This is a genomic window from Streptomyces sp. NPDC002276 (genome assembly GCF_053891435.1).
Genome location: NZ_JBSFCQ010000025.1, coordinates 1 through 22803 on the forward strand (window position 1 = coordinate 1; position 22803 = coordinate 22803).

Genomic DNA, 22803 nt, shown 5'->3' on the forward strand with positions numbered 1-22803 from the left:
CAGCGAGTTGGTCACGAGTCTCATCCGGGATGCGCATGCCACACCAACGAGCTTCAGGACAGGAAGCAACACCTTGATTCCCTGCAAGCCCTTAGTCTCAGGTCGGTCGCGGTTGAACTGCCGGTAGTGCCTGGGCTGTTCGTGATGGTGGCGGGTTTCGGTGTAGCTCTTGGCCTCGGTGGCGAGCTTTTGTTTCTGCGGTACGACACAGGCTGTCATGCACCGCTCCGCGTAATCGCGGGTGAGCGCTGGCCTAGACACACTCCAGCGAGGTGGAGGCCTCTCAGGCCGCGTTTGAGATCTGCTCCGTCTCGTGGACGAGGTGGCGCCGGAGCGACCGGTGACGGAGGTGGTCGATGAGGTAGTGGTGAATCAGTGCCTCATCAGGGAGGAAGGCGAACGGCGGCGCAGGAACCAGCGGTTGCGGAGTCAGCTAATGTCCGAGCATGGCAGAGAAGGACATACTCGGGACAGCACCAGACCCTGTGGCAGCCAAGTGGCAGGTCGTGCGCGAGATGGACGCGAACCTCATCGACAAAGCCCTTGTAGAGGCGGCATACGCAAACCCCGCCCTCCGGGCTCTGTTTCCGCTGGTCAGCCATGGATCGTTGCAGTTCAGCCGGTGCACCCGCTTCCCTTGGTCGCAGGACCTGCCCAGGATCTTCCCCCTCTTCGGTGAACGATTTCGCGTGAGGCAGCTGCATGAACCGCGAGGCCCGGGACAGGAGGAGGTCGGGGAAGCAGACTCCGCCGAAGCCGACTCCGCCGAAGAAGCCGTCAAAATCGTAGCCTCGCACCTTCCTCCAGGCTGCGGTCCCGCCGTGGACGGCACACCCGACGTCCTCGAACCGCTCAGCCGAGTCAGGTAGCTTGTCCGGCCGCGGTGCGTACGAGCGGGTGCGGGCCCGGCCGCGTCGCCGGACTGCCACGGGCGAGTCTGCGGACCATGCTGCCGATCATCGCCCACCGGATCACGGTCTCGGACCGGGCCGGGCCGGAATGGTCTCGTAGTCCCGGGTGAGGCCACGGTGGGCGGTGGGCCAAGAGAAGGTGGGCTCGATCGCCCACCGCTTGGGGTGGACCTGAAAGCCGCGCCGGCCAGGGCCTTTACGGACGATGACCAGCTCGCGGCCGAGGATCTGGGCAGTCCGATCGGCCAGGCGGCCGGCGAAGCCCTGACCCGCCCAGTACTTCTGGATCTGCGGGTGGTCGAGCCGGGCCCACAGGAGCGGTCGACGGGCGCCGTCGCGATCCTGGACGCTCGCGGCGACGACGTGGACCGCAATGAGCAGGTCGAGGGTGTCGGTGACCAGGAACCTCCTGCGACCCTTGACCTTCTTGCCGGCGTCGAAGCCCCTGGTTGCGGCGGGGACGGTGTCCGGCGGTGCGGATGGACTGCGAGTCGATCAGGCCGCCGTACCAGTACACCGTCTGCCAGGGCGGGAAGTCCTTCGGCAGCTGCCGCCAGGCGCACCCGGTCCGTACCCCATAGAAGGTCGCGTCCACGATCCGACGCCGCGGATGCTTCTCCCGCCGCCCGTCCTTCGGTCCCACCCGCGCCGACGGCAGCAACGCCTCCACCAGAGTCTACTGTTCGTCCGTCAGGTCCGACGGGGACCCACCCCCAGAACGACTCACGGAGAGTTCGACGAGCACGTCAGGTCAGCCCACGGCTACGGCAGATCTCAAACGCTGTCTCAGGGCGCGATCCGGCGGGAGAGCGCGGCGCGGATCGCGGACAACCACAGCGGGCCCTCCCCGGTGGGGACCATGGTGAGGTCGGTGGCCCACCGCCGGATCGGCCTGGGCGTGGTGAAGTCGGGTTGCACCGAGTGCGGGGCAGGGGCGGTGTTCGGAGCGCGGCGCGTGAAGCAAGCCCTTGTCCTGGCGGGGCTGATCCTGGCAAGGCCGGCTTGGCGTATGAGTCGCTCGACTCGCCTGCGGCCGACGTGCACGCCCTCACGTTTGAGGACGGCGTCCACGCGGGGGAGCCGTAGCCGGTCAGACTCGTCGTGGACCTGACGGATCCTGCCCGTCGCTTTGGCGTCCCGGCGGCGCCGTTCGCTGGCCTCGGCCTTGGCCATGCCCCCTTACCGCAGACCACTCGTTGCGGGCCCGGTATGAGTTCATCCTGTGGATCGAGGTTCAGGGGCGGTGGACGATGAGGAAGAGTCGCTGGAACGGAAAGAGAGTGCGTCCGTCCGGCATGGTCGGGTAAGCCGCGCGAAGTCGATCCAGGTAGGCGCTACGGAACGCATCGAACTCGGCAGAGGTCAGTCCGTCGATGACGGGCCGTAGTCCAGCGGCCTCGACCCAGGCCCACACCGGATCGGGACCGTCCAGGGCGTGCAGATACTCAGTGCTCCAGATGTCCACTTCGGCGTCCGGGCCGGCTAACAGGTTGTAGTAGCCCACCGCATCCAACGCGTGCCGACGGTACAGCGACCGACGCAGACCGGGATCACCCAGCGGCGTACCGCCCGGCCCACCTTCCTCCAGCGTTTCCGTCATCAGCCGGAACCACGGCGTGCGGTGGAACACCGGCATCTGCGCCGCCAGTACGCCGCGGGGAGCGAGGTCGCGGACGATGCGCCGCAGGATGTCGCCGTGGTTGGGGACCAAGTGGAACAGCGAATTGGCAAACACCAGATCGGGACGGCGCTGTGGGCGCCAAGAGCTGATCTCCACCCGGTGCAGATGTGCCGCGGGCGCGGCCTCGGCTGCGGTCCGCAACATCTCCGGGGAACTGTCGACGCCGTGAACCTCCGCGTCGGAGAAGCGTTCGGTCAACACGCGCGTGAGCGTCCCCGGACCGCACCCCAGGTCGTACACGACCGCGGGAGGCGCGTCGAACGAAACGCGGTCCAGCAATTCCAGCGCCGGGCGTATCCGGTGTTCCGGGAAACGCAGGTACAACTGCGGGTCCCAGCTGACTTCTGACGGCCTGTCACTTTTGTCGGTGTCTGCGGCGGTCACTTCACTTCCACTCCTTCGCTGGAGGGATCTGTATGCGGTCAGGAGCCGGAGACCGGTTGGACGGCGACACCATCCGTGCCCACCTTGGCCATGGATCGGGAAACGGCAGCCCGAAGCTGTCGCTCGACGACGTCCAAGGCCGTCGGCCCGAGCTCTTTCATCGTGCACAACCGGAGCACCTGCTCTACCCCTCCGGGCAGTGGACGGCCGATGAGGGTGTTTCCTGATACGTAGAGGCTGGTCAGCGGTTCATCAGCGGCCTCGGCGAGGATCGAGTCGAGTGCCAAGCGGCCGAGGGCGCCTCTGGGGACGCGCCCGTATGTGCCTTCCCGCAGTCCGATGGACAGATTGAGGATGCTCAGGTCCGGCGCGAAGCAGCTGATGACCTCGGAATCCACGGCGCAGCTTGCGGTTGGCTCTGCCCGCCGAGCCGCGGAGAACCGCTTGTGCAGTCTCTGAGCCGTCGCGATGCAGCCGCCCAGCAATCGGCCGTAGCCCTGGGAATGCAGCCCGATCTGTCGGTGTGCGGCCCATACGGCGGCAGCCGCCGCTCCGGGGCGACCCCCTTCGAGTGTGTGGGGACCGAAGGGGATTCGACTGCCGTTGCCGTGACCGAAGTACGTCGACTCCCGGGCCACGAGGGAGACCGCTCGTCTGTCACGAAACACCAAGGCGCCTGCCGGATAGGGGCTGTGGCCGCTCTTGTGGGGATCCACAGTGACCGAATCGGCGAGGGGCAGCGCACGGAAAGCGGCGTGGACCTCTGGTTTCATGCGGGCGCCACTCCCGTCCAAGGGCCGGTCCTCGAAAGCAGCCATCGTGCCGTCGGGTTGCAGCCACAGGCTGCGGCAGTATCCGCCGAAAGCGGCATCGACATGGACGTAGAACGAAGCGCCGAAACGCCGTTCACAATCGGCCCGCAACCGCAGGATGGCGTCGAGGTCGTCGACCGCGCCTTCCCCACTGCTGCCGCACATCGCCACCACGGCCAGGATCGGCTGCCCGTTCGCCAACAGGTCGCGGACTCGCCTGCCGAGTGCCTGTACGTCCACCCTGTGCAGCGGAGTCAGTTCCATCTCCTCCACATCGGCGGGGCCCAGCCCGAGCAGGTCGGCGCACTTGTCCCACGTGTAGTGCGCACTGCGGGCGAGCAGCAGGGTGCCTGATGTGTGCGCCTCCCGCCGTTGCTCGGCGGCCAGCCGCGCCACCTCGGGGAGAAGCCCGCGCGCGGAGAGGGCCTCGACGAGATCCAGCACCTGGGGCACTGGCATGTTGGCGAGCACCAAGGGGGAGCGATCGGAGACGAGGTCGACCGCGGCGGGGTGGGCCGCGGCCGCGGAGGGCAGGCTGCGCAGGTTGCGGGCGATCCACATGGCTTCGAAGTTGGCCGTGCTGCCGCCGGATGACAGGTGCGCCCACCCCGTGTCGGGCTGGTAGCCGATCAGCTGGCAGAGGTCCTCGGAGACCTCGTGTTCCAGCTCGGTGGTCACCGGAGCGGTCTCAGGTGTGACGTTGTTGGGGTTGTAGAGCATCGCGCAGAGGTGCGCGAGGCTTGCCGCTACGGGGATGTCAGGCGTCATGTGGGCCAGATACAACGGCGAGGGGAAGGGCGTCGCCTGGTGCGCAAGTCGCCCGGACAATTCGCGCACCAGGCTCGCGACGGCGTTCATATCTCCCGCCGGCCCCGCGGTGTCATCCGCCGCGCTCTCGTGCGTGGGGTCGATGAGGGCCGGTGCGGCAGCTTCCGCGCACTGCGCGTGCCACCGGTAGTAGTCGTCGATGACTTGCCGCAGCAGTTTCGTGAACATGTCGCGGTTCTCCGGGTGCGGAAATAATCCCCCACCCGAGTGCGTGTGCCGCATCGGCCCTCCTTTCCCGCGTTGTCCCGTCAGTGCACCATGTGAGCGGAGATGCGATCGAAGAGCAGATCGATCTGGTCCCATGCTTGGGCGCATACCTGCATGAGCTGCGGGAATTGCGCGGCCGACAGTCCCCTGAGGTAGTCACGGCCCAGTTCCCGGTGATCCTCGTCCACTTCGGAATGGAGATCGAAGTAAGAGGTGTCGGCCGTGTCTTCCTCGGTGAAGGCCACGCTGGTGCGTTCGCCGAACACCTGGCAGCACGTCTCTACGGCCATGTGAACGATGACGATCTTCGACGCCTCGTCCGTTCCGTGCATTTGCATCACGAACCAGTTGCCGACGGCTTCCAGAATGGGGTCGTAGACCGTGTCGCTGACGCCATGCTTTTCCTTGAGCAGGAGGTCGTGTCCGAACTCCTCGCGCAGATGGCCCGCGTACACCTCACGCAACAGCGGATCGGCGCAGGTCGCCTGCCGCGCATAGAGCATGCGCTGAAAGTACACGGACCAGACGTAGAGAGCGGACACGAAGCGGTCGCGCATCGTGTGGTCTCGTCCCACATGACCGCCGTCGAACAGGTCGAAGAAGTGGTGATCGCTGAATTTGCGCAGCCGCTCGGCGTTGTATTCCTCCAGTTCGGCCAGTGGTGCGGAGGTCCCGCCGAACTTGACTCGTGGTGCACTTTCGTTCTCGTAGAGCCCGCTTCCCTCGAATTGCACCGAGAGTCCGCAGAACTCCTCACCCGGCCTGGTCACGAAGCCGTGCCGGGCGCCCGGGGGAACGGCGACGGTGTCACCCTCGGTCAGCTCCTGCTCCCTGTCCCCGAGGAGTCGGACCGAGCCCTTGCAGACGAGGATCATCGACTTGATCGGATGTTGGTGGACATCCAGTTGCTCACCGTCGGCAAGGCGTACCCAGGCGACTGAAAGGCGGCCGGTTTCCGGGAGAAAGTCGGCCAGAAGGTCGTTCCGCCGGAAGTCCCGCTGCTCTCCGAGATGGTGGGCGTTGCCCTCCACCATGACGGAGGAAATCCGCCGGATGTCGTTGCGTGAGACGGTCAGGACTGCGGTGTCCAACTGCTTTTCATCCATGGCGAGTTGTTCGGTCACGTGTGTTCACCTTCCTGTGAACGCGAATGGGGGGAGGGAAATCAAGGGGGGTGCGTTGAGTGTTTCATTGGAGAGCGGAAAGCAACTGCGCGTTCTCGGACGAGGATCCGATGGAGATCCGCAGATGGTTGCGCCAGCCTTCTGGCTCGGATGCCACGGCGATATGAGCATCTTGCAGTTTTGCCGTCACGGAGTCCTGGTCGGCGATCCGAATGGAAATGAATCCGGCGTCCGCGAAGACATCGAGCACGTCAGGACAGTCCATGAGGTTTTTCGCTAACCGGTCGCGTTCTGCCATGCAGGAAGCGATCCTGGACGCGAGTTGTGCGGGGTTGGTCAATTCCGCTGCCGCCGCTTCGGTGACGAGGTTCGGGATAGGGAAGGGCGGTCGGACCTTACGTACTGCGTCAAGGATGGCAGGCGCTCCGAACAACGCTCCGAGCCGCAAATTTGCCATGCCCAGGGCCTTTGACATCGACCGCACCGAGACCAGTCTCGGGTGGGATTCCAGCTTGTGCCGGTGCGAAGGCCGAGCGGTGAATTCGGAATAGGTCTCATCGATGATTACGACCCCGTCAAAGCGATTCAGCAAGCAGTCCAGGTCGTCGGAGTCCAGACAGGTACTGGTCGGGTTGTTGGGGTCGCAAAGGAAAATCCCCTTTACCGGAAGTGACAGCAAGCGATCGATGTCCAATCGGTCGTACCGCGCCCCTCCGAGTGGCACACGATATTGTGCAACGTTGTGCAGTGTGGCGAGTCGCTCAAAGAAGCCAAAGCTTGGCCAAGTGACCGCCACGGCATCCTTCTCCGGTTCAAAGAGTGCCCGTAGTAAGAGATCGAGGGCTTCCGTGGCGCCGCGGGTGATCACCGCATCCGCTTCCGAGGGATGACGTCCGCTGCCTTCGGTGGTGGTGTCGGTCGGCTGTGGAGCAGTGATTGGGTCGATAATTTCCAGTGCGCTCAGATATAGGGGAACGAGGAAATCAGGTGAGTGCTCGGGGTAGCGGCGATACTGTCCGCCGAAAGGGTTCTCATTGAATCGAAGGTTGATGAATCCAGAGTCTTCAGGGCGATCTCCTGAAGGGCCTGGTAATCCCAATGTCTGAATGCATTCTCGCATTGGTCCGATACCTTTACGGGGTCTTAGGGTTTGGTGGGGTGCGCCTGCCGTCTGCTCCGCCGGGTGGTTGAGCAGCCATGAGGTATCTCCAAGAAATGGCAGGACGGCAGAATCAAACTGCCCCTCAATGCACCGCAACGTTGCAGGCGTCGGACCGGTCCAGGTCGCGCAGCTCACCCGCCTGCCAGGTCACAGTTATTCGCGAAAGACCAAATCGTGGCTACTCCGAATATGGTGACAGGTTGCTTTTCCATATACTTGTCATCCAGTGCACAATTTTCTGTCGGTACGTGCCACGGCACCGGAGCCGGCGGTGGTTCCGATCGTCAAGGGCGGTCGGCGCGGTAGCCCGGTACGCCGCCCGGGGTGACGCGCCAAAAGCCGCGCGGATCCGAGCGGCCTGCTGGACGAGTTTCGCGGTGGACCACCTGGCGGGCGCCTCCTGCTGTGCGCTGCCCTCTGCCTTCGCCCTCGGCGGAGTCTCCGGCGGAAGTCTCGGGCTCACGGCGTCGACCCCGACCCACGGCTGTCGCGGGTTCCTGGCCGAACTACTGCTGTCGGAATGCGATGACCGGGCCCGTCGCCGCGCCGAGCGTCGCACCGAAGTGGTCGGCTTTCCACGCGAGAAATCGATCCGGCAGTTCGGCTTCGACGCCAACCCCGCCATCGATTGACGCACCATCATCGAGACCGGCACCGACTCCTACCGGCTGGCCCCCACTCCCGCTCGCGCTGAACAGGTGGCGGCGGCCGCGGACGCCGGTCGACGAAGCCGTGGGGCGGGTCGCGGTGTTCCCGCGCCCGCCCTCGCCGGCCTATCGCAGGGAGATATTGAGCTTCTCGCCGACGGTTCGGTAGCCGATCCGGGCGTAGATCCTCTCGATGCCCGGATCGCCCGGCTCCAGCCACACCGTCCGGCAGCCTCGATCCAGGACTGCGGCGGTCAGGTAGGCGGAGAGCGTCGCGCCGATACCGCGCCGCCGGGCGCTCTCGGCGACCGCGAGGCCGGCCAACTCGCTCAAGCCGTCCACCGGTGAAGAGCAGACACCCGCGCCGACCGCGGTGCCGTCGTCGGTGCTGGCCAGTGCGACCACGCCGCCGCCCGTGATGGTGTCGCGCAGCCAGGCGGTCTCACCCGTTGTCGGCTCACCCGGCTGTCCGTACCCGGCGTGCTGCACCGTCGCGGTGGCGAGGAGCCCGGCGTCATCGGTCGGCTCAGTGATCAGGACGTCGGCCGACGCTCTGGGGATGATGAGTGTTTCAGCTGCGCAGGCCATGACCGCGGCACGGTTCTCGGCCGTGAACCCCGCTGCGAGCAGGGCCGCTTCGACCTGCGGCGCGCAGGTGGGCAGGTACTCCAGACGCGGCACCCGATCGAGCGCGCGGAACGTGCTGACAAGGGCGCTGATCTCGCTCGCGGTCGGCGCGGCCCCGTCATCCGGGATCGCGTAGTTGGCGAAGGGGCTCGGCCAGTTTCGGTCATGGCGCACCACGAACGGTCCGCTCCGCAGATGGCCGTAGGAACGCAGGGCGCGCGTGCGCGCATGGTTTTGGACGTCGAAGTCCATAGGAGGATCCCTCTGAAGGCATGTGTGAACTCGGACATGCCGCCGATATCGCCGGGCCCGCAAACAGGCACGCGTCAGGTGATTCGTTCGGTGCATCGGCGGCTCAAGTAGCGAACTCGCCCGCATCCAATTGGCTTCAGCTCCAGCTCTGGGAGTCCTTGCGGTCAGCGGCGATCTTGGCATGTCCACTGCCCACTGGACAAGGTGCTGAACGGGTCGCTGTCGCTCGGCGAGCTGGGTCGGCCCGGATCTGGCCCGGATCTGGCCCAGGTCTGTGGTCAGTGCGCCTCGGACCGAGGTGCCTTGTCCTCTTCCAGGCGCTGGATCAGGTCTTCCACGTAGGCGCGTGTCTCGTCGTGGCCGGCGGACATGCCCAGGCGGTCCTCCAGGACCAGGACCCTGGCGACGCTGGTGGTGAGGAACACCAGCACGAGCGGGGGACAGGTCTCGGGTGGAATTCCATAGCGTCGCAGGATGCCCGGGAGGGCCTCGGCCTGTGCGGCGCGCAGTCGCTCGGCGTAGTGGGCGACCTCGGTCCGGATGGTCTCGCGGTGGTTGGCCAGAGACATGAACTCCATGGTCAGGGAGGCGCCGGCCGGGTCGGTGCTGAAGGCCCACAGGGCCCGCAGTGGCCGGTCGGAGGCGAGCGCCGCGGCCTGTTGTTGCAGTCCCTGTTCGGCGCGACGGCGGAACAGGGCGAGGAAGAGGTCGTCCATGGTGTGGAAGTAGTAGTGCACGAGTTGGTGCTTGAGCCCGGCCTGCGCGGCAACCCGGCGTGCGGTCACGGCCGGGTAGCCCTCTGCCAGGAGCAGTTCCTCGGCGGCGTCCAGCAGCACACTGCGGTTCTTGGCGTCGGGCGAACCGTAGCGGCGGGGTGACGACGTCACACGGTCTCCGTTCTCTCGGCGTAACTCCGGCCCGCGCCGCATGCCTTGACGGCTCAGGACCCCGACGCTAAGCATATGTCCAGCATTGCTGTACGACCGTCCAGCATCCGTGCCACGGGTGCGGCTCCAGGGGAGGACGCAGTGCCCGACTTCGACAGCACCGACTTCGACAGCACCGACTTCTTCACTGACGGATCGGTCGTGAACGATCCGTATCCCTACTTCGAGCACCTGCGGGCACGCTGCCCGGTGCACCGCGAGTCCCACCACGGCGTCGTGGCCGTCACCGGCTACGACGAGGCTGTGCGGGTCTACCGCGACCACGAGACCTTCTCCTCCTGCAACTCGGTGACGGGCCCGTTCCCGGGCCTGCCCGCCGAGCCCGAGGGCGACGACATCGGGCAACTGATCGAGCAGGTGCGCGAACAGTTACCCATGAGCGAGCACATGGTGACGATGGACCCGCCGCTGCACACCGCACACCGTGCTCTGCTGGCCCGCCTTCTGACGCCCCGGCGGCTGAAGGAGAACGAGGAGTTCATGTGGCGGCTGGCCGACCGGCAGATCGACGAGTTCGCCGCCCGCGGACGGGTCGAGCTGTTGCGGGAGTACGCCCAGCCGTTCGCCCTGCTCGTGATAGCGGATCTGCTGGGTGTCCCCGAGGAGTTCCACGAGCCGTTCCGCGTCCGGCTCGGCCTCCAGAAGGTGGGGTCCCTGGTCCCGGACGAGGCCGTGTCGGGCAACGCGCTGGAGTTTCTGGAGGAGCAGTTCGGCTCGTTCGTCCGGGAGCGACGGCGCGAGCCGCGCGCCGACGTGCTGACCGCGCTGGCCACCGCCACGTTCCCGGACGGATCGACACCCGACGTCACGGACGTGGTCCGGGTGGCCACCTTCCTGTTCGCCGCCGGCCAGGAGACCACGGCCCGACTGCTCAGCTCAGTGCTGCTCGTCCTCGCCGAACACCCCGATCTACAGGCCCTGTTGCGCGAGGACCGCAGCCTCATCCCGGCCTTCGTCGAGGAGACGCTACGGCTCGAAAGCCCGGTCAAGTCCGACTTCCGGCTCGTACGCCGGTCCACCACGCTGCACGGCGTGGACCTGCCCGCGGGCACCACCGTGATGCTGCTCAACGGCGCCGTCAACCGTGACCCGGCCCGATTCGAGGAGCCCGACCGGTTCCGCATCGACCGGCCGAACGCACGCGAGCATCTGGCGTTCGGCCGCGGCGTCCACGCGTGCCCGGGCAGCCCGCTGGCGCGGGTCGAGGCGAGGGTGAGCGTCGAACGGCTGCTGGACCGCATGGCCGACATCCACCTCGACGAGGCGGAGCACGGCCCGGTCTCCGACCGTCGGCTCAGCTATGAACCCACCTACATCCTGCGCGGCCTGACGGCCCTGCACCTCGCCTACACGCCGGTCGGCTGACCGCTGGGCAAGCCGCGCCTGCGCGGGACGTCCCGCATCGAGAGGAAGGTCCATGCCCCCCAGCACAGACACTGCCCCGGCGAGCCCCCGAACCGCCGTGGTCACCGGAGCGGCGTCGGGGATCGGGCTCGCGGTCGCGCGGCACCTGACGGCGGCAGGGCACCGCGTGGCCCTGCTCGACCGGCGGGCCGAGGCCGCCGAGTCGGCTGCCGTCCGACTCCGTGAGACCGGCGCGGAAGCGACGGCCTACGCGTGCGACGTCTCCGACCGCGGTGCGGTCGTATCGGCGCTCCGGGCGGTCCGCGAGGCGTACGGTCCGATCACTGTCATCGTCACGAGCGCGGGCGTCGAGACGTTCGCCTCCGTCACCGACATCACGCCCGAGGCCTGGGAGCGGGTGTTGGCGGTCAATCTCACCGGCACGTTCACGTGTGTGCAGGCCGTCGTCCCCGACATGCGTGCCGCGAAGTGGGGGCGGATCGTCACCATCTCGTCCTCCAGCGCCCAGCATGGCGCCCCGAACATGGCCCACTACGTCGCCGCCAAGGGAGGCGTCATCGCCCTGACCAAAGCTCTCGCGGTCGAACTGGCCGCGGAAGGAATCACCGCCAACACCGTCCCGCCCTCGATCGTCGACACCCCGATGGCCCGCGAGGCCGAGAAGCGTGGGGACTTCATCGGCGTCGACACCGTCGCCGGCATGACCCCGGTGCGTCGCGCCGGAACGCCGGACGACATCGCGGCCGCCTGTGCTTTCCTCTGCTCCGACCAGGCCGGATTCATCACCGGCCAGCAGATCGGGGTCAACGGCGGCTGGTACATGTGAGCCCGGTCCGCCGCGACACACGACATTCGATTCGGGCCGCACCGTGCCCAGGTGCGGCGCGCTCTCCAGTCGTTGGGCTTCCCCGTCATTCGGCGCGTGTGTACGGGATGTGCCCGGTGTCTGGCGGGTCGGGTTCGTACTCCAGGCTCGCAGGGGATCGTGAGCCGACTCGCCGGCCGGCGCGACGATCACCTCAGCTGATCGGATGCGACGCTACGTCCGGCGGGGAAAGCGGTCGCCCAGGACGAAGTCAGCGGGCCAACTCTCCGTCAGCACCTTGCCGAGCAGGGGATCGCTGGACTCCAGAACCTCACTGATGCGGACCGAGCCGTCCTCGTTGATCCGTTGGCCGCCGAGGACGACGGGGGCGCGCAGGACGTCCTCGCCCCAGGGGTCGATGGCGTTGCACAGCAGGCCCTCGAAGCGGTGGTCGGCCAGGTCGTCGTCGTGGACCCGCTGCACGAAGTCGTCGAACACGGTCGGCTGGAGATAGACCCAGGCGAGATAGACCACCGTCCTTCCGTCGTCCAGACGGATCGGGAGGCGGACCTTGAGGAAGTTGCCGACGCCCTCCGCGGTGATGATGGCGCCCGTGTCGGACTTCACGAGGCGCCTGCGCTCCTCTTCGGACAGCTCGGCGACCAGGTGGGGCAGGGCCAGGTCGAAGCCGGGGTGCTCGGGATCGAGGTGGCCGCCGCAGTCGCAGGACGCGCCGTGGGTGTGGGTAGTGGCCTGCGCCTGGGCGGGAATGGAATCGGGCCGGGCCGTTGCCGGGTGGCTGGGCTCGTCCTCGTTCTCGCCCTCCGGCAGCGGAAGCAGCAGCGCGTAGAACCGCACGGCCGTGAATGCCGTCGGCTCGGGCAGTCCGAGCGCCGTCATCGCTGCCGAAGCGGCCTCGTGGCGCTCACCGTTGACGCGGATCTCGGCCTCCATCGCGCCGGGGCGACCGCCGTAGAAGACCTTGACGCCGTTGAAGAAGGGCGATTCCAGGTCCGCGGTGAACGAGTCCGCGATCCGGTGCAGCACGTTCGCGTCCAGCAGTGCGCCCTGAAGCCGCCGGTTCTCGTCGACGTCGGTTCCGAGACCGACCGCACCCGACGTGATCATGTGCCAGCCGGGCACGCCACGCTTGTTGTCGGGGCCCGCGTGATCCGCGAACTGCTCGCGGAGGTCGAGGAGTTCGAGCAGGCAGGCGCCCGCTGTCTGCACCCATGTGTTCGCCGCGTCCTGTGGATCGGCGGACATCGACACGACGCAGTCCATGAAGCACGGTACGTCCGGCTGGATACTGACGTCGGGCAGCGCGACGAGGTCGTAATGTTGGCCGCCCCCGTGGTGCGGCGGGGCCACGGCCACGGCCCAACCTTGCGGGCTGACCAAGGAGTTGCCCTTGAGTTCGGCGCCCTGCGTCACTCCTGGCGCGAACTCTTCGAGCCCGGCCCTGACCAGGGCGAGGAACTCCAGGTCGGGCAGCCGCTTCGCCTGCGGCTCCTCTTTGCGCTTATGACGTCGTATCCAGGACATGCGTGGATGGTACTGAGCGCGGCCGACGACCGACGGACCGTATCACCTCAACAGGGCGCTCCGGTGCCGCCGTTGGAATACGGCGGCACCGGAGCGCCCGCGGGTGTCAGAACCAGCTCTGGTTCTGGCCCGAGTTGCACGCCCAGGTGCGGAAGCCGGCGCTGCTGTCGTCGATGCAGCGGTTGGTCTGCTGGTTCCTGAGCTCGATGGTGTTGTCGCCCCACTTGTGCACCAGCCAGCTCTGGTTGGTGCTGGAGTCGCAGTTCGCGGTCTTGAAGCCCTGGTCGCTGTCGTACATGCAGCGGTTGGTGAAGGCGTTCTTCAACTGCACTGTGCCGTCACCCCACTTGTGGACGATCCAGTTCTGCGGGGTGGAGCCGTTGCAGTCCCAGGTGCGGAAGCCGTTGTCGGTGTCGTCGATGCAGCGGTTGGTCGCCTGGTTCTTGAACGTGTTCACGGCGTCGGCCGCCGAGGCGGTCGCGGCGGGCAGCAGCGCGATGGCCGCGGCGGAGACGGCGAGCGCCGCGACGCGGGTCAGGACGGAGACGGACATGGGTGTTCCCTTCGATGGGGTGGTGGTGCCCCGCGGCCGAGTGCGGCGGGGAGTCGGGTGCGGGCGCCTGGACAGAGGAGCGGTCAGCCGCACTGGCGGCTGACGTCGGCCTTGTCGTCGCCCTTGAGGTAGATCGCGCTGACGTAGCCGACACCGCCCGCGTTCAGGGGCAGTTCGATCCACTTGTCGTTGCTGTAGCCCTCGGCCGTGACGAGCTGGCCCGTCTTCCAGCAGTTCGCCGGGTAGCTCTCGTTGGGGTACACCGTGCTGACGACGCCGCAACTGGTGGCCGCGCAGGAGCGGACGTTGGCCTGCGCCCAGGCGGTCACGCTGGTGCCCTGCCCGCCACCACCGCCGGGCGTGCAGGGCAGGTTCACCCCGCGGTCGCGCAGATACGGCACCGGGTCGATGCCGCGCACGGTGGTGGAGGTGCCGATCCTGACCCGCAGGTGCAGGTGCGGCCCCGTTGCCTCGCCCTCGCTGCCCATCAGGGCGATGCGCTGACCGGCCTGGACGTGCTGGCCGACGACGACGTCCCGCTGGTACATGTGCCCGTATTCGGTCACCGTGCCGTCGTCGTGCAGGATGCGGATCCACTGCCCGTAGCCGCTGGCGGGGCCCGAGTTGATGACCTCGCCGGAGCCCACGGCGTAGATGGGCGTCCCTTGGGCGTTGGCGATGTCGACGCCGTCGTGGCTGTCGCTGTAGCCCTGGGTGATGACCCCGGCGGTCGGGCGCGAGGCGGCGAACGCGGCCGGGGCGGCCGGTGCCGCGGCGGCGGGCAGGGCCGCCGTCAGCGGCAGCAGGACGGCGGCGGCCGTGACGAGTCCGGCGTACGGGAACAGACGCACGAGGCTTCCTCTCCGGTGACTTCTGGTGGACGGCACGGAAGCTATCCGCGGCTCCTCGGTCGGCGGCATCCGGAACGTTCCGGAATGACGCGGCGGCGCGCGGCCGGATAGGGCTGTGGATCGTCAACCGCACCGTTTTCCCGACCAGTTGGAGAGATGCGTCATGCGATCCACCACCAGACGACTGATACAGGGCGTGTGCGCCCTGCTGGTTCTGGGCGGGCTGCCGCCGGTCGCCGCCGCTGCCGCCGACGGCCCCGGCCACGAACGCCCCGCCGCCCGCCCGGTCACCGACTGGCGCATCGACCTCGCCGCCGCCTCGGCCGACCAGCACAACACCGACCACCGCAACAACGGCGCGCTCACCATCGGCGATCGCCGCGCCCGCACCGCGTCCGCACCCGGCAGGGCCTTCGCCGTGTACACCGCGCCGACCCGCAGCCTCGGACGGCAGGCCGACACGTTCACCGTCCGCCCACGGGCCCAAGTACCCGCGGGAACACAGGTGGTGACCGAGGTACGGGGGAGCGACCACCCCGGACGGTGGACGCAGTGGACCACTCCCGACCGCGCCGGTCGGCTGCGGCTGGCGCAGGCCGTCTCCGTCGTCCAGGTGCGGCTGACCCTGCTCGGCGGCCGTACCGCCGCCCCCGCGGTCTCGGCCGTCTCCGTCCACGCCGACCTCGCACAGCCCGCTCCCCGGGCACCCCGCGCACTGACCACGGCCTCCCCGACGTACCGCGTCTTCGCCACCCGCGAGGGCCTCGCCGGGCAGACCACCGCCAACGGCCATGTCATCCAGCAGCGCGACCACTTCGTCGCGCTGCCGTCCCGGCGGATGCTCGCCTCCAACGGCGGCCACGAGTACCAGGTACGGCTCTGCTACCAGCGCACTGGACGCTGCGAGACGGCACCGGTGTGGGACGTCGGCCCCTGGAACACCCAGGACGACTACTGGAACCCGTCCGCGCAGCGGCAGATGTGGGGTGATCTGCCGCAGGGCACGCCCGAGGCACAGGCCGCCTACCAGTCCGGCTACAACGGCGGCCTCGACGAGTTCGGGCGCCGGGTCGCCAACCCGGCCGGCATCGACGTGGCCGACGGCACCTTCTGGGACGGCCTGGGCATGACGGACAACGACTGGGTGGACGTCACCTTCCAGCCGTCCGGCGACACCGGCGGGCAGACGAACGTCACGGCGTGGACGCAGGCCAACGTCCGCTCCTGCGCCTCCACTTCGTGCGGCGTGGTCAGCACGGTGTTCCCGAACCAGAGCTACCCGGCGAACTGTTGGAAGACCGGCCAGGTCGTCACCGACGAGGGCTACACCAGCGACAAGTGGATCGAACTGGCCCTGAACTCGGGCGGAGTCGGCTACGTCAGCGGCATCTACCTCAAGGGCGACGCGACCGGCGGCGTGACCCGCCAGTGCGGCACCTGAGCCGACCCGCCCCGGCCGTCACCCCGTAACGTGCCGGAGTCCCTTCAACGCCCTTGTACGGCACCGTCGTTGCCGCACACCGAGGCGAAGAGAGGGCGAGAACCATGAGGTTGAGGCCGACGGGAAGAGCGGGCTGGGCGGCGGCACTGACGGCGCTGCTGATGACGGCGGGACTGTGCGCGAGCGCACCGGCCGCGTCGGCGGCGCCCACCGCCCGCCCCGACTTCCGGCTGCCGTTCCCCTGCGGGCAGACCTGGCAGCTCCAGACGTACCTGGGACACGATCCCGACGACAAGAAGCTCGACATGTACCACGTCGACGGCCCGACCCTGGGCGCCACCGTCACCGCGTCCGCCGCCGGCACGGTCACCGAGTTCTTCGAGCCAGGCGGCATCGAGATCAACCACGGCGGCGGCTGGTTCAGCGTCTACCTGCACATGGACCGCATCGACGTCCACCTCGGCCAGCAGGTCGCGTCGGGGGATCCGGTCGGGCGGCTGGGACTGGTCGGCACGGAGGAGGCGCATCTGCACTACGAGCAGCTCTACGACACCAACGGCGACAACGACGGCGAGACGGACGAGATGGTCAACCCGGTGCTCCAGGGCACCGAGTACCGGCTCACACCGGACGGCCCGTTCCCGCGCGTCACCAGCACCAACGCGTGCGACGGCGGGGGCGGCCAGCCGACCACCAAGTACTGGGTGGACACCCTCGCCGACGCCACCGGCTATCCCGACGCCGACTGCACGCACGACAGCACATCGCGCTGCGCAGCCCAGGGCACCCTGCGCAAGGGCACCAACTACGTCCTGTGCCGGAAGTGGGGCGACGAGGTGCGGGTCGGCGCCGCGTACAACCACTGGTGGCTGCTGACCGACCTCGACGAGGTGACACCGGGCGGCCGGGGAAGGGCGTACGTCTCCGCCTACTACCTCGACCGATGGGGCAACGACGAGGCGAAGGACAACGACGGCCGGGACATCCCCGCGTGCACCTGATCCGGCCGGATCAGGTGCACGGCCTCAACGGCAGGTGGGCAGGGCGGGCCGGTCCTTGGTGCGCACGGCGGGGAACCACGCGGTGGAGTCGGCCGCGCCGCCCGGCAGCCGGACGCGGTACCACTCGGTGGTACGGGTACCGAACTCGTCGGTCACCGGCAGCCCTTGAGGCAACCGGCACTGCGCGGTGAGGACGTCTCCGTGCCACACACGGGTGGCCACCACGTTGCTGACGGTGTACGGCGCCAGCGGGTCGATCGCCAGACCGAGGCTGCACTGCTGATCACGGTCGGCCGCGTGGGCCCGGCAGGTCGGCTCCACGTTGTACACCTTGATGGCGGCGGGACCGGCGGTTTCGGAGACGTTCTCGGCATGGACGGGGTTGTCCCGCGTTCCACTGTCGCCGTCCGCGACGTAGACCCATCCGGCGACCGCCGCCGCGCACAGTGCGGTGGCCGCCGCGGCGCCGAGGACGATCCGTCGTCGGCGCCGGTCCCCGTCGGCACGTGCCGCGCCTGTGCCGCCGCCATGGGTTTCCGCACCGATGCGGGCCAGCAGGGCTCCCGCGGTGCAGGCGGCGCGTGCCTCATGGGTGGGGGCGAGGCAGTCGGTGGCCAGGTCGCGCCAGAACGGCGGTACGGCGGGATCCAGCCGCAGGGGCGCCCGGCCGCCGGCGTACTCCTGCGCCGCGGCTCCCCGTGCGGCCGGGGTCGCGCCGGGGAAGGGTGAGATTCCGCCGGTGAACATCTGGTGGACCATGATGCCGAGCGCCCAGATGTCGGCGCTCGGCCGCGCCTGCACACCGCGTTCGCCCAGCGGGGCCTTCCAACGCTCCGGCGGCAGATAGTCGGGCGTGCCCAGCGGCGGCATCCACGCATGCGTGCCATGGGTGCCGTCGAGTTCCGAGGCCAGCCCGAAATCCGACAGGCGAACCGATCCGTCCGCCATGAGGAGAACGTTGTCGGGCTTGAGGTCGCCGTGCACCCAGCCCTGGCCATGCAGATGGGCCAGGCCCTCGCAGATCTGCGTCAGGATCCGCTCGGCCTGCCCGTCCGCCAACCCCGCCTCACCACCGAGGAGTTGGCGCAGGCTGCGCTCGGCACGCTCCATCACCAGCACGATGGCGCCGTCGAGTTCGGGATGGTCCGGCTCGTTCAGTACGAGTGAGTCGAGCACCCGGATCAGCCGGGGATGCCGTGCCCGGCGTCCGAACTCGCGCTCGCGGTGGGCACATTCCAGCAGTCCGCGCGCCTGTTGAGGGGCGAGTCCGGACGTGGGCAGGAACTTCAAGGCGACGACAGCCGGGTGGTCGTCCGTCGTTCCGCGCACGCTCCGGCCCTCGTAGACCCACCCCCAGCCGCCGTCCGCGATCGGTTCGCCTACCTCCCAGTCCCCGACCCGGTAACCGGCGGGAACACGCTCGGCCTCGGCCCCACGGCTCACCGGCCCACCGCCTGGGCACTGCCGCCGGAGGCCGCCGAACGGGACGGAAGCAGCGCGAGATGGGACTCGCCGACCACCCCGAACCGCAGGGCGATTCCGACCAGTGCCTCGCGCTTGCCGTTGCGACGGGCACCCCGGCCCGCGTCACGCGGCTCCGGCAGGACGATGCGGAGTTTCTCCTCGGCGAGGTAGTCGATGTGAGCACTCACCCCGCGGGCGGTGAGACGCGCGCACTGCGGCAGCCGCCGCAGCCGTTCGACGATCTCGGGCGTGGTCGGAACCGCCAGCGCGGACTCGTCACGCAGCCGCGGCTCGCACAGGGCGACCAGGACCAGGAAGTACGTCGCGGTCTCGTCCAGCGAGTACGCGGTCAGGGTCTGCGTGCCCAGTCGGCCGCCGACCGCTCCCTGAGGGTCCAGGTACACATGGTCGGGGGCGAACACCTGGAAACTCACCACCCGGTCCCGGGTGGGCAGGACCACACGCGCGAACTCGAAGGGAATGGGTGCCCCGAGGCGGCGCGGCGGCACCCGCAGATACTCGCCCGCGCCCTCCGGGTTCTCCACCAGATAGCTCTGGGTGGCGCTGAGGTTGCTCAGCAGCCAGTGGTCCTCGCTCACCCGGATCTCCCCGGCCAGCCGCGACACCGCCGGATCGTCGAGCCGCAACTCCACGGCGACCGTGTCCGAGCCGCGCCCGAAGCGGGCGACCTCACCTGCGCCGAGCCGTAGCGTCAGTGGCGGGTCCTGTGACACATGGATCAGTACGCCGCTCATCGTCCCCCGATTCCGGCAGAGCGTGCCTTTCGGGTCGTTTCTCTTCCGCACCAGGCAGGCACACGAGCGCTGGTCAACGCGCACACCCCGTTTTACCTCGATCCTTCCGGTCTTCCGCACGCAGGCCGAAGGAGTACACGAACCCCATTCGTTAACACCGCTGACGCAGCGCGGCGGTTGCATGCGCGAGGACTCTGACACAAAGCTCTTCGAGCTGAGTGCCGGAGGCCCGGGCTTTGGCCGATATCCGCTGCTGCCACGCCCGGTTGCCCTACCCCCGCCGCTAGACGTCAAAATCGATGGCGGCCTGAGAACCACCCGGGTAGGTTGGCGATCTTCGGACGGCAGAGGCTACCGGAGTCCCCGAATGCGAACGCCATGATGAACCCCGACCAGACCTCCGCACGACCTCGCCTCACCGCCGCGCTCGACGGCCTGGCCGCCGTCTTCGGCGGGATGACGGCCCACCCCGACGAGCACAACTGCGAGTGCCACTGGGGCAGCGCCGAAGAACTCGCGCAGCTCAAGGTTCCGGACACGGAGCTGGACCTCGACCTCCTGGACCGCACGTGGCGGGCCCCCGACTGGAGCGACCACGCATCCGTACTGCGCCGGATCCTGCCCCAGTTGACCACGGCGCTCGTGGACGGCTCCGTCGAGCCGCACGACGGGTTCGAGGAGGTCGGCCGCTCGTTTGCCCGCGGTCATTGGCAGCGGTGGCCCACCGCGCAGGCCGAAGCCGTCAGGGAGTTCCTGCACGCATGGTGGGCCGACACGCTCACCGATCCCGATCCCGCGGCACCCGCGTACGAGGTCCTGGCCCTGCTCACCGAGGCATCGGCCACGCTCACCCCCTGGCTCACCACATGGGAGACGCTGACCGGCCGTCCGGCCGACGACCACCTGGCCGAGGCGGCGGCCAAGTGGGAGTACGACCTGCTCGGCGACCAACTCCCCTGGTACTCCTGGGAGAACGAGGAGGAGAAGCGCACCGAGCTGACCGCCTGGCTGGTCCGTAACGCCCCTGCCCGGCTCCGGTCCCACGGCGTATCGGAGGAACTGCTCCACCGGATACGGCTGTTGGGACTCACCGGCGACGACCGTTGGGAGGACCCTCACCGGCCCGGCTACCGCTACTGATCCACGGGACGAACCTGGTGTCGGCCGCCGACCGACGACACCACACCTCGCCGGAGGCTGTGTGCTTCCGAACCGAAGCCGGGAATCAGGCCGCGACGAGCTCCTGCTCACGGTCCGGCGTCTTGACCGCGGGCTTCTTGTTCGGCAGCGAGAGCCGGAAGACCTTGTGCCACGCGGAGTACACCTGCTTGGGCAGCGGCCCGGTGACGTACTCCAGCTCGTACTTCTCGAACAGCGCGCGCACCTTCACCGCGACCTCGGCGTACCGGTTGCTCGGCAGGTCCGGGAACAGGTGGTGCTCGATCTGGTGGGAGAGGTTGCCGGTCATGAAGTGCATGGCCTTGCTGCCGCTGATGTTCGCCGAGCCCATCATCTGGCGCAGGTACCACTGGCCGCGCGTCTCGCCCTGGATCGACCGGCGTTCGAAGACCTGCACGCCCTCGGGGAAGTGCCCGCACATGATCACCGAGTGGGTCCAGATGTTGCGGACCAGGTTCGCGGTGAACGTGGCGCCGAGCGTGGTGAGGAACGACGGGCCCGACAGCAGCGGGTGGATCACGTAGTCCTTGAGCACCTGCTTGCGGATCTTGCGGCCCACGGCCCTCGCCCGCGCGCGGAACTCCGGGTTCTTGCGGCGGCGCTTGTTCAGGTTCTTGCCCAGCTCCAGGTCGTACGCCGCGATGCCGTACTCGAAGAAGCAGGCGTTGAGGAAGTTCCACAGCGGCTGGCCGAGGTGGAACGGGTGCCACCGCTGGTCCTCGTCGACGCGCATGATGCCGTAGCCGAGGTCGTTGTCCTTGCCGATCACGTTCGTGTACGTGTGGTGCAGCTCGTTGTGCGAGTGCTTCCACTGCTCGGACGGCGAGACGTGATCCCACTCCCAGGTGGTGGAGTGGATCTTCGGGTCCCGCATCCAGTCCCACTGGCCGTGCAGGATGTTGTGCCCGATCTCCATGTTGTCCATGATCTTCGCCACGGACAGACCGGCGGTGCCGATCAGCCATGCGGGCGGGAAGATCGAGAACAACAGCACGCCCCTGCTGACCAGTTCGAGCTTGCGCTGCGCCGAGATGACCTTGCGGATGTAGGCGGCGTCCTTCTCGCCGCGGCCGGCGATCACCTCGTCGCGGATCGCGTCCAGCTCCCGGCCGAGCTCCTCGATCTGCTCAGCGGTCAGATGGGCGGTGGGGTCGATGGCGGTCAAGGTGCTCCTACCGTTCGATGTCGCAGGGGCCCGCCGCGGCGGACACACAGGTCTGGATGAGGACGCCCGGCTCGGCCTCGGTGATCTCGCCGGTGCGCAGGTCGCGGACGGCGCCCGCCTTGAGCGGTGTGACGCAGCCGAAGCAGATGCCCATGCGGCACCCGGAGGGCATCAGCACACCGGCTTCCTCGCCGACGTCCAGCAACGGCGTGGCGCCGTCCGCGTCCACGGTCCTGCCGGTGGCGCTGAACGTGACCTCGCCGCCGTCGCCGGTGACGACGATGCCGGGGCGGAAGCGTTCGGTGTGCAGGCGTTCTTGTACGCCGTGCTCGTTCCAGTGCGCTTCGGCGGCGTCGAGCAGGCCCGTGGGCCCGCAGGCCCAGGTCTCGCGCTCGGCCCAGTCGGGCACGAGTGCGTCGAGACGGGCGACGTCGAGCTTGCCGTCCGTGTCGGTGTGCACCTCGGTGAGCCGCAGTTTCTTCTCCGCGACCAGGCCGTGCAGTTCGTCGCGGAAGATCACGTCCTGCGGCCGTGGCGCGCAGTGGACCATGACGACGTCGTCGAACTCGGTGTCGCGCAGCATGCCCATCACGGGCGTGATGCCGCTGCCGGCCGTCAGGTAGAGCACCTTGGCGGGCCTGGCCCGCGGCAGCACGAAGTCACCGGTCGGCTGGTCGAGGTGGATCAGCGTGCCCGGTTTCGCCCTGCGGACCAGGTGGTTGCTGACCTTGCCGTCCGGGATGGCCTTCACGGTGATCGTGACGCGGCCGTCCTGACGGTTGGTCGGCGAGGTGAGGGAGTAGGCGCGCCACAGGCGCACCCCGTCGACATCGACCCCGATCCGTACGTACTGACCGGCCGTGTGGCCGCGCCAGCCCCGTCCCGGCCTGATCACGACGGTCGCGGCGTCACCCGTCTCGGGGTGCACGGCCTCGATGCGCCCCCGCAGGTCGGCGCCCGCACGCAGCGGGCTGACCAGGTCGAGGTAGTCCGACGGCAGCAGCGGCGTCGTGACCATCTCCAGCAGTTTCCACGCCCTGCTGCGAAGGGCTGTACTCGTCATGACTCAAGCCTGCTGCGCCCGAAGGCGTAAAGTC

Annotated in this window: 21 protein-coding genes and 3 pseudogenes; 7 read left to right on the plus strand and 17 right to left on the minus strand. The window is 68.3% G+C overall.

All coding sequences use genetic code 11. From position 1 onward, the window contains the following. Positions 1-219, minus strand: a 219-nt coding sequence (locus ACWIHT_RS41165) for a hypothetical protein (protein ID WP_456173698.1), incomplete at its 3' end; no start/stop codon positions are given. Positions 220-446: 227 nt separating this feature from the next. Here ACWIHT_RS41165 and ACWIHT_RS41170 point away from each other — a divergent pair. Next, positions 447-869, plus strand: coding sequence for a DUF6193 family natural product biosynthesis protein (locus ACWIHT_RS41170; protein ID WP_456173699.1), 423 nt, complete (start codon positions 447-449; stop codon positions 867-869). Between the two features lie 102 nt (positions 870-971). On the opposite strand, the pseudogene ACWIHT_RS41175 reads toward ACWIHT_RS41170, so the two are convergent. From ACWIHT_RS41175 to ACWIHT_RS41205, 7 genes and pseudogenes are all read right to left on the minus strand, one after another. After that, positions 972-1358 (minus strand): annotated as a pseudogene (locus ACWIHT_RS41175) (transposase); the annotation flags it as partial. Positions 1359-1428: 70 nt separating this feature from the next. Continuing rightward, a pseudogene (locus tag ACWIHT_RS41180) lies at positions 1429-1581 on the minus strand (transposase); the annotation flags it as partial. A 116-nt stretch (positions 1582-1697) separates the two neighbouring features. Next, positions 1698-2084 carry an IS3 family transposase gene (locus tag ACWIHT_RS41185; protein WP_456173700.1) on the minus strand — a complete coding sequence of 129 codons (387 nt, stop codon included), beginning with the start codon at positions 2082-2084 and terminating at the stop codon, positions 1698-1700. A gap of 61 nt (positions 2085-2145) precedes the next feature. Then, entirely contained in the window at positions 2146-2976 is an 831-nt protein-coding gene (locus tag ACWIHT_RS41190; protein WP_456173702.1) for a methyltransferase domain-containing protein, read from the minus strand. A 38-nt stretch (positions 2977-3014) separates the two neighbouring features. Further along, a complete protein-coding gene (locus ACWIHT_RS41195; protein ID WP_456173703.1) occupies positions 3015-4838 on the minus strand; it encodes a pyridoxal phosphate-dependent decarboxylase family protein in 1824 nt (607 codons plus the stop codon). A gap of 26 nt (positions 4839-4864) precedes the next feature. Continuing rightward, a complete protein-coding gene (locus ACWIHT_RS41200) occupies positions 4865-5947 on the minus strand; it encodes a cupin domain-containing protein (protein ID WP_456173705.1) in 1083 nt (360 codons plus the stop codon). A gap of 64 nt (positions 5948-6011) precedes the next feature. Continuing rightward, positions 6012-7067 (minus strand): aminotransferase class I/II-fold pyridoxal phosphate-dependent enzyme, encoded by a 1056-nt coding sequence (locus tag ACWIHT_RS41205; RefSeq protein ID WP_456173706.1) that lies wholly within the window; start codon positions 7065-7067, stop codon positions 6012-6014. Positions 7068-7597: 530 nt separating this feature from the next. Here ACWIHT_RS41205 and ACWIHT_RS41210 point away from each other — a divergent pair. Continuing rightward, positions 7598-7738 (plus strand): annotated as a pseudogene (locus tag ACWIHT_RS41210) (IS21-like element helper ATPase IstB); the annotation flags it as partial. Between the two features lie 144 nt (positions 7739-7882). On the opposite strand, the gene ACWIHT_RS41215 reads toward ACWIHT_RS41210, so the two are convergent. Together ACWIHT_RS41215 and ACWIHT_RS41220 are read right to left on the minus strand one after the other, a co-directional pair. Beyond that, positions 7883-8635: a GNAT family N-acetyltransferase gene (locus ACWIHT_RS41215; RefSeq protein ID WP_456173707.1), complete on the minus strand. Its 753-nt coding sequence runs from the start codon at positions 8633-8635 to the stop codon at positions 7883-7885. Between the two features lie 278 nt (positions 8636-8913). Continuing rightward, the gene (locus ACWIHT_RS41220; RefSeq protein ID WP_456173708.1) at positions 8914-9522 is read right to left on the minus strand and encodes a TetR family transcriptional regulator; all 609 of its coding nucleotides are present in this window, start codon (positions 9520-9522) and stop codon (positions 8914-8916) included. Between the two features lie 75 nt (positions 9523-9597). Between ACWIHT_RS41220 and ACWIHT_RS41225 the strand changes: the two genes are divergently transcribed. Together ACWIHT_RS41225 and ACWIHT_RS41230 are read left to right on the plus strand one after the other, a co-directional pair. Further along, positions 9598-10947: a cytochrome P450 gene (locus ACWIHT_RS41225; protein ID WP_456173709.1), complete on the plus strand. Its 1350-nt coding sequence runs from the start codon at positions 9598-9600 to the stop codon at positions 10945-10947. 52 nt (positions 10948-10999) lie between these two features. After that, the gene (locus tag ACWIHT_RS41230) at positions 11000-11773 is read left to right on the plus strand and encodes an SDR family NAD(P)-dependent oxidoreductase (RefSeq protein WP_456173710.1); all 774 of its coding nucleotides are present in this window, start codon (positions 11000-11002) and stop codon (positions 11771-11773) included. 213 nt (positions 11774-11986) lie between these two features. On the opposite strand, the gene ACWIHT_RS41235 is transcribed toward ACWIHT_RS41230, so the two are convergent. The 3 genes from ACWIHT_RS41235 to ACWIHT_RS41245 all read right to left on the minus strand — a co-directional run bounded on the left by ACWIHT_RS41235 (position 11987) and on the right by ACWIHT_RS41245 (position 14701). Beyond that, the gene (locus ACWIHT_RS41235) at positions 11987-13297 is read right to left on the minus strand and encodes a DUF6348 family protein (protein WP_456173711.1); all 1311 of its coding nucleotides are present in this window, start codon (positions 13295-13297) and stop codon (positions 11987-11989) included. Positions 13298-13403: 106 nt separating this feature from the next. Further along, the gene (locus ACWIHT_RS41240) at positions 13404-13850 is read right to left on the minus strand and encodes an RICIN domain-containing protein (RefSeq protein ID WP_456173712.1); all 447 of its coding nucleotides are present in this window, start codon (positions 13848-13850) and stop codon (positions 13404-13406) included. A gap of 83 nt (positions 13851-13933) precedes the next feature. Further along, positions 13934-14701 (minus strand): peptidoglycan DD-metalloendopeptidase family protein, encoded by a 768-nt coding sequence (locus ACWIHT_RS41245; protein ID WP_456173713.1) that lies wholly within the window; start codon positions 14699-14701, stop codon positions 13934-13936. A gap of 163 nt (positions 14702-14864) precedes the next feature. Between ACWIHT_RS41245 and ACWIHT_RS41250 the strand changes: the two genes are divergently transcribed. Together ACWIHT_RS41250 and ACWIHT_RS41255 are read left to right on the plus strand one after the other, a co-directional pair. Next, the gene (locus tag ACWIHT_RS41250) at positions 14865-16142 is read left to right on the plus strand and encodes an SH3 domain-containing protein (protein ID WP_456173714.1); all 1278 of its coding nucleotides are present in this window, start codon (positions 14865-14867) and stop codon (positions 16140-16142) included. A 104-nt stretch (positions 16143-16246) separates the two neighbouring features. Further along, entirely contained in the window at positions 16247-17143 is an 897-nt protein-coding gene (locus ACWIHT_RS41255; RefSeq protein WP_456173715.1) for a M23 family metallopeptidase, read from the plus strand. 24 nt (positions 17144-17167) lie between these two features. Here the strand turns inward: ACWIHT_RS41255 and ACWIHT_RS41260 are convergent, their stop codons facing one another. Together ACWIHT_RS41260 and ACWIHT_RS41265 are read right to left on the minus strand one after the other, a co-directional pair. After that, positions 17168-18586 carry a serine/threonine-protein kinase gene (locus tag ACWIHT_RS41260; protein WP_456173716.1) on the minus strand — a complete coding sequence of 473 codons (1419 nt, stop codon included), beginning with the start codon at positions 18584-18586 and terminating at the stop codon, positions 17168-17170. Next, the gene (locus tag ACWIHT_RS41265) at positions 18583-19362 is read right to left on the minus strand and encodes a serine/threonine protein kinase (protein ID WP_456173717.1); all 780 of its coding nucleotides are present in this window, start codon (positions 19360-19362) and stop codon (positions 18583-18585) included. Before ACWIHT_RS41265 ends, ACWIHT_RS41260 begins: the two co-directional genes overlap by 4 nt. 381 nt (positions 19363-19743) lie before the next feature. Here ACWIHT_RS41265 and ACWIHT_RS41270 point away from each other — a divergent pair, with 381 nt between their 5' ends. After that, a complete protein-coding gene (locus tag ACWIHT_RS41270; RefSeq protein ID WP_456173816.1) occupies positions 19744-20502 on the plus strand; it encodes a hypothetical protein in 759 nt (252 codons plus the stop codon). Positions 20503-20587: 85 nt separating this feature from the next. On the opposite strand, the gene ACWIHT_RS41275 is transcribed toward ACWIHT_RS41270, so the two are convergent. Continuing rightward, a complete protein-coding gene (locus ACWIHT_RS41275; RefSeq protein WP_456173719.1) occupies positions 20588-21706 on the minus strand; it encodes a fatty acid desaturase family protein in 1119 nt (372 codons plus the stop codon). A 7-nt stretch (positions 21707-21713) separates the two neighbouring features. Beyond that, positions 21714-22724 (minus strand): ferredoxin reductase, encoded by a 1011-nt coding sequence (locus ACWIHT_RS41280; RefSeq protein ID WP_456173817.1) that lies wholly within the window; start codon positions 22722-22724, stop codon positions 21714-21716. Positions 22725-22803: the final 79 nt, after the last annotated feature.

What these genes read in the sequence shown, in the direction of transcription:
- ACWIHT_RS41170 (WP_456173699.1), top strand. Translation starts at nt 447, where the DNA reads ATGGCAGAGAAGGACATACTCGGGACAGCACCAGACCCTGTGGCAGCC.
- ACWIHT_RS41185 (WP_456173700.1), bottom strand. Translation starts at nt 2,084, where the DNA reads ATGGCCAAGGCCGAGGCCAGCGAACGGCGCCGCCGGGACGCCAAAGCG.
- ACWIHT_RS41195 (WP_456173703.1), bottom strand. Translation starts at nt 4,838, where the DNA reads ATGCGGCACACGCACTCGGGTGGGGGATTATTTCCGCACCCGGAGAAC.
- ACWIHT_RS41205 (WP_456173706.1), bottom strand. Translation starts at nt 7,067, where the DNA reads ATGCGAGAATGCATTCAGACATTGGGATTACCAGGCCCTTCAGGAGAT.
- ACWIHT_RS41215 (WP_456173707.1), bottom strand. Translation starts at nt 8,635, where the DNA reads ATGGACTTCGACGTCCAAAACCATGCGCGCACGCGCGCCCTGCGTTCC.
- ACWIHT_RS41225 (WP_456173709.1), top strand. Translation starts at nt 9,598, where the DNA reads ATGTCCAGCATTGCTGTACGACCGTCCAGCATCCGTGCCACGGGTGCG.
- ACWIHT_RS41230 (WP_456173710.1), top strand. Translation starts at nt 11,000, where the DNA reads ATGCCCCCCAGCACAGACACTGCCCCGGCGAGCCCCCGAACCGCCGTG.
- ACWIHT_RS41235 (WP_456173711.1), bottom strand. Translation starts at nt 13,297, where the DNA reads ATGTCCTGGATACGACGTCATAAGCGCAAAGAGGAGCCGCAGGCGAAG.
- ACWIHT_RS41240 (WP_456173712.1), bottom strand. Translation starts at nt 13,850, where the DNA reads ATGTCCGTCTCCGTCCTGACCCGCGTCGCGGCGCTCGCCGTCTCCGCC.
- ACWIHT_RS41250 (WP_456173714.1), top strand. Translation starts at nt 14,865, where the DNA reads ATGCGATCCACCACCAGACGACTGATACAGGGCGTGTGCGCCCTGCTG.
- ACWIHT_RS41255 (WP_456173715.1), top strand. Translation starts at nt 16,247, where the DNA reads ATGAGGTTGAGGCCGACGGGAAGAGCGGGCTGGGCGGCGGCACTGACG.
- ACWIHT_RS41265 (WP_456173717.1), bottom strand. Translation starts at nt 19,362, where the DNA reads ATGAGCGGCGTACTGATCCATGTGTCACAGGACCCGCCACTGACGCTA.
- ACWIHT_RS41270 (WP_456173816.1), top strand. Translation starts at nt 19,744, where the DNA reads ATGAACCCCGACCAGACCTCCGCACGACCTCGCCTCACCGCCGCGCTC.
- ACWIHT_RS41280 (WP_456173817.1), bottom strand. Translation starts at nt 22,724, where the DNA reads ATGGTCACGACGCCGCTGCTGCCGTCGGACTACCTCGACCTGGTCAGC.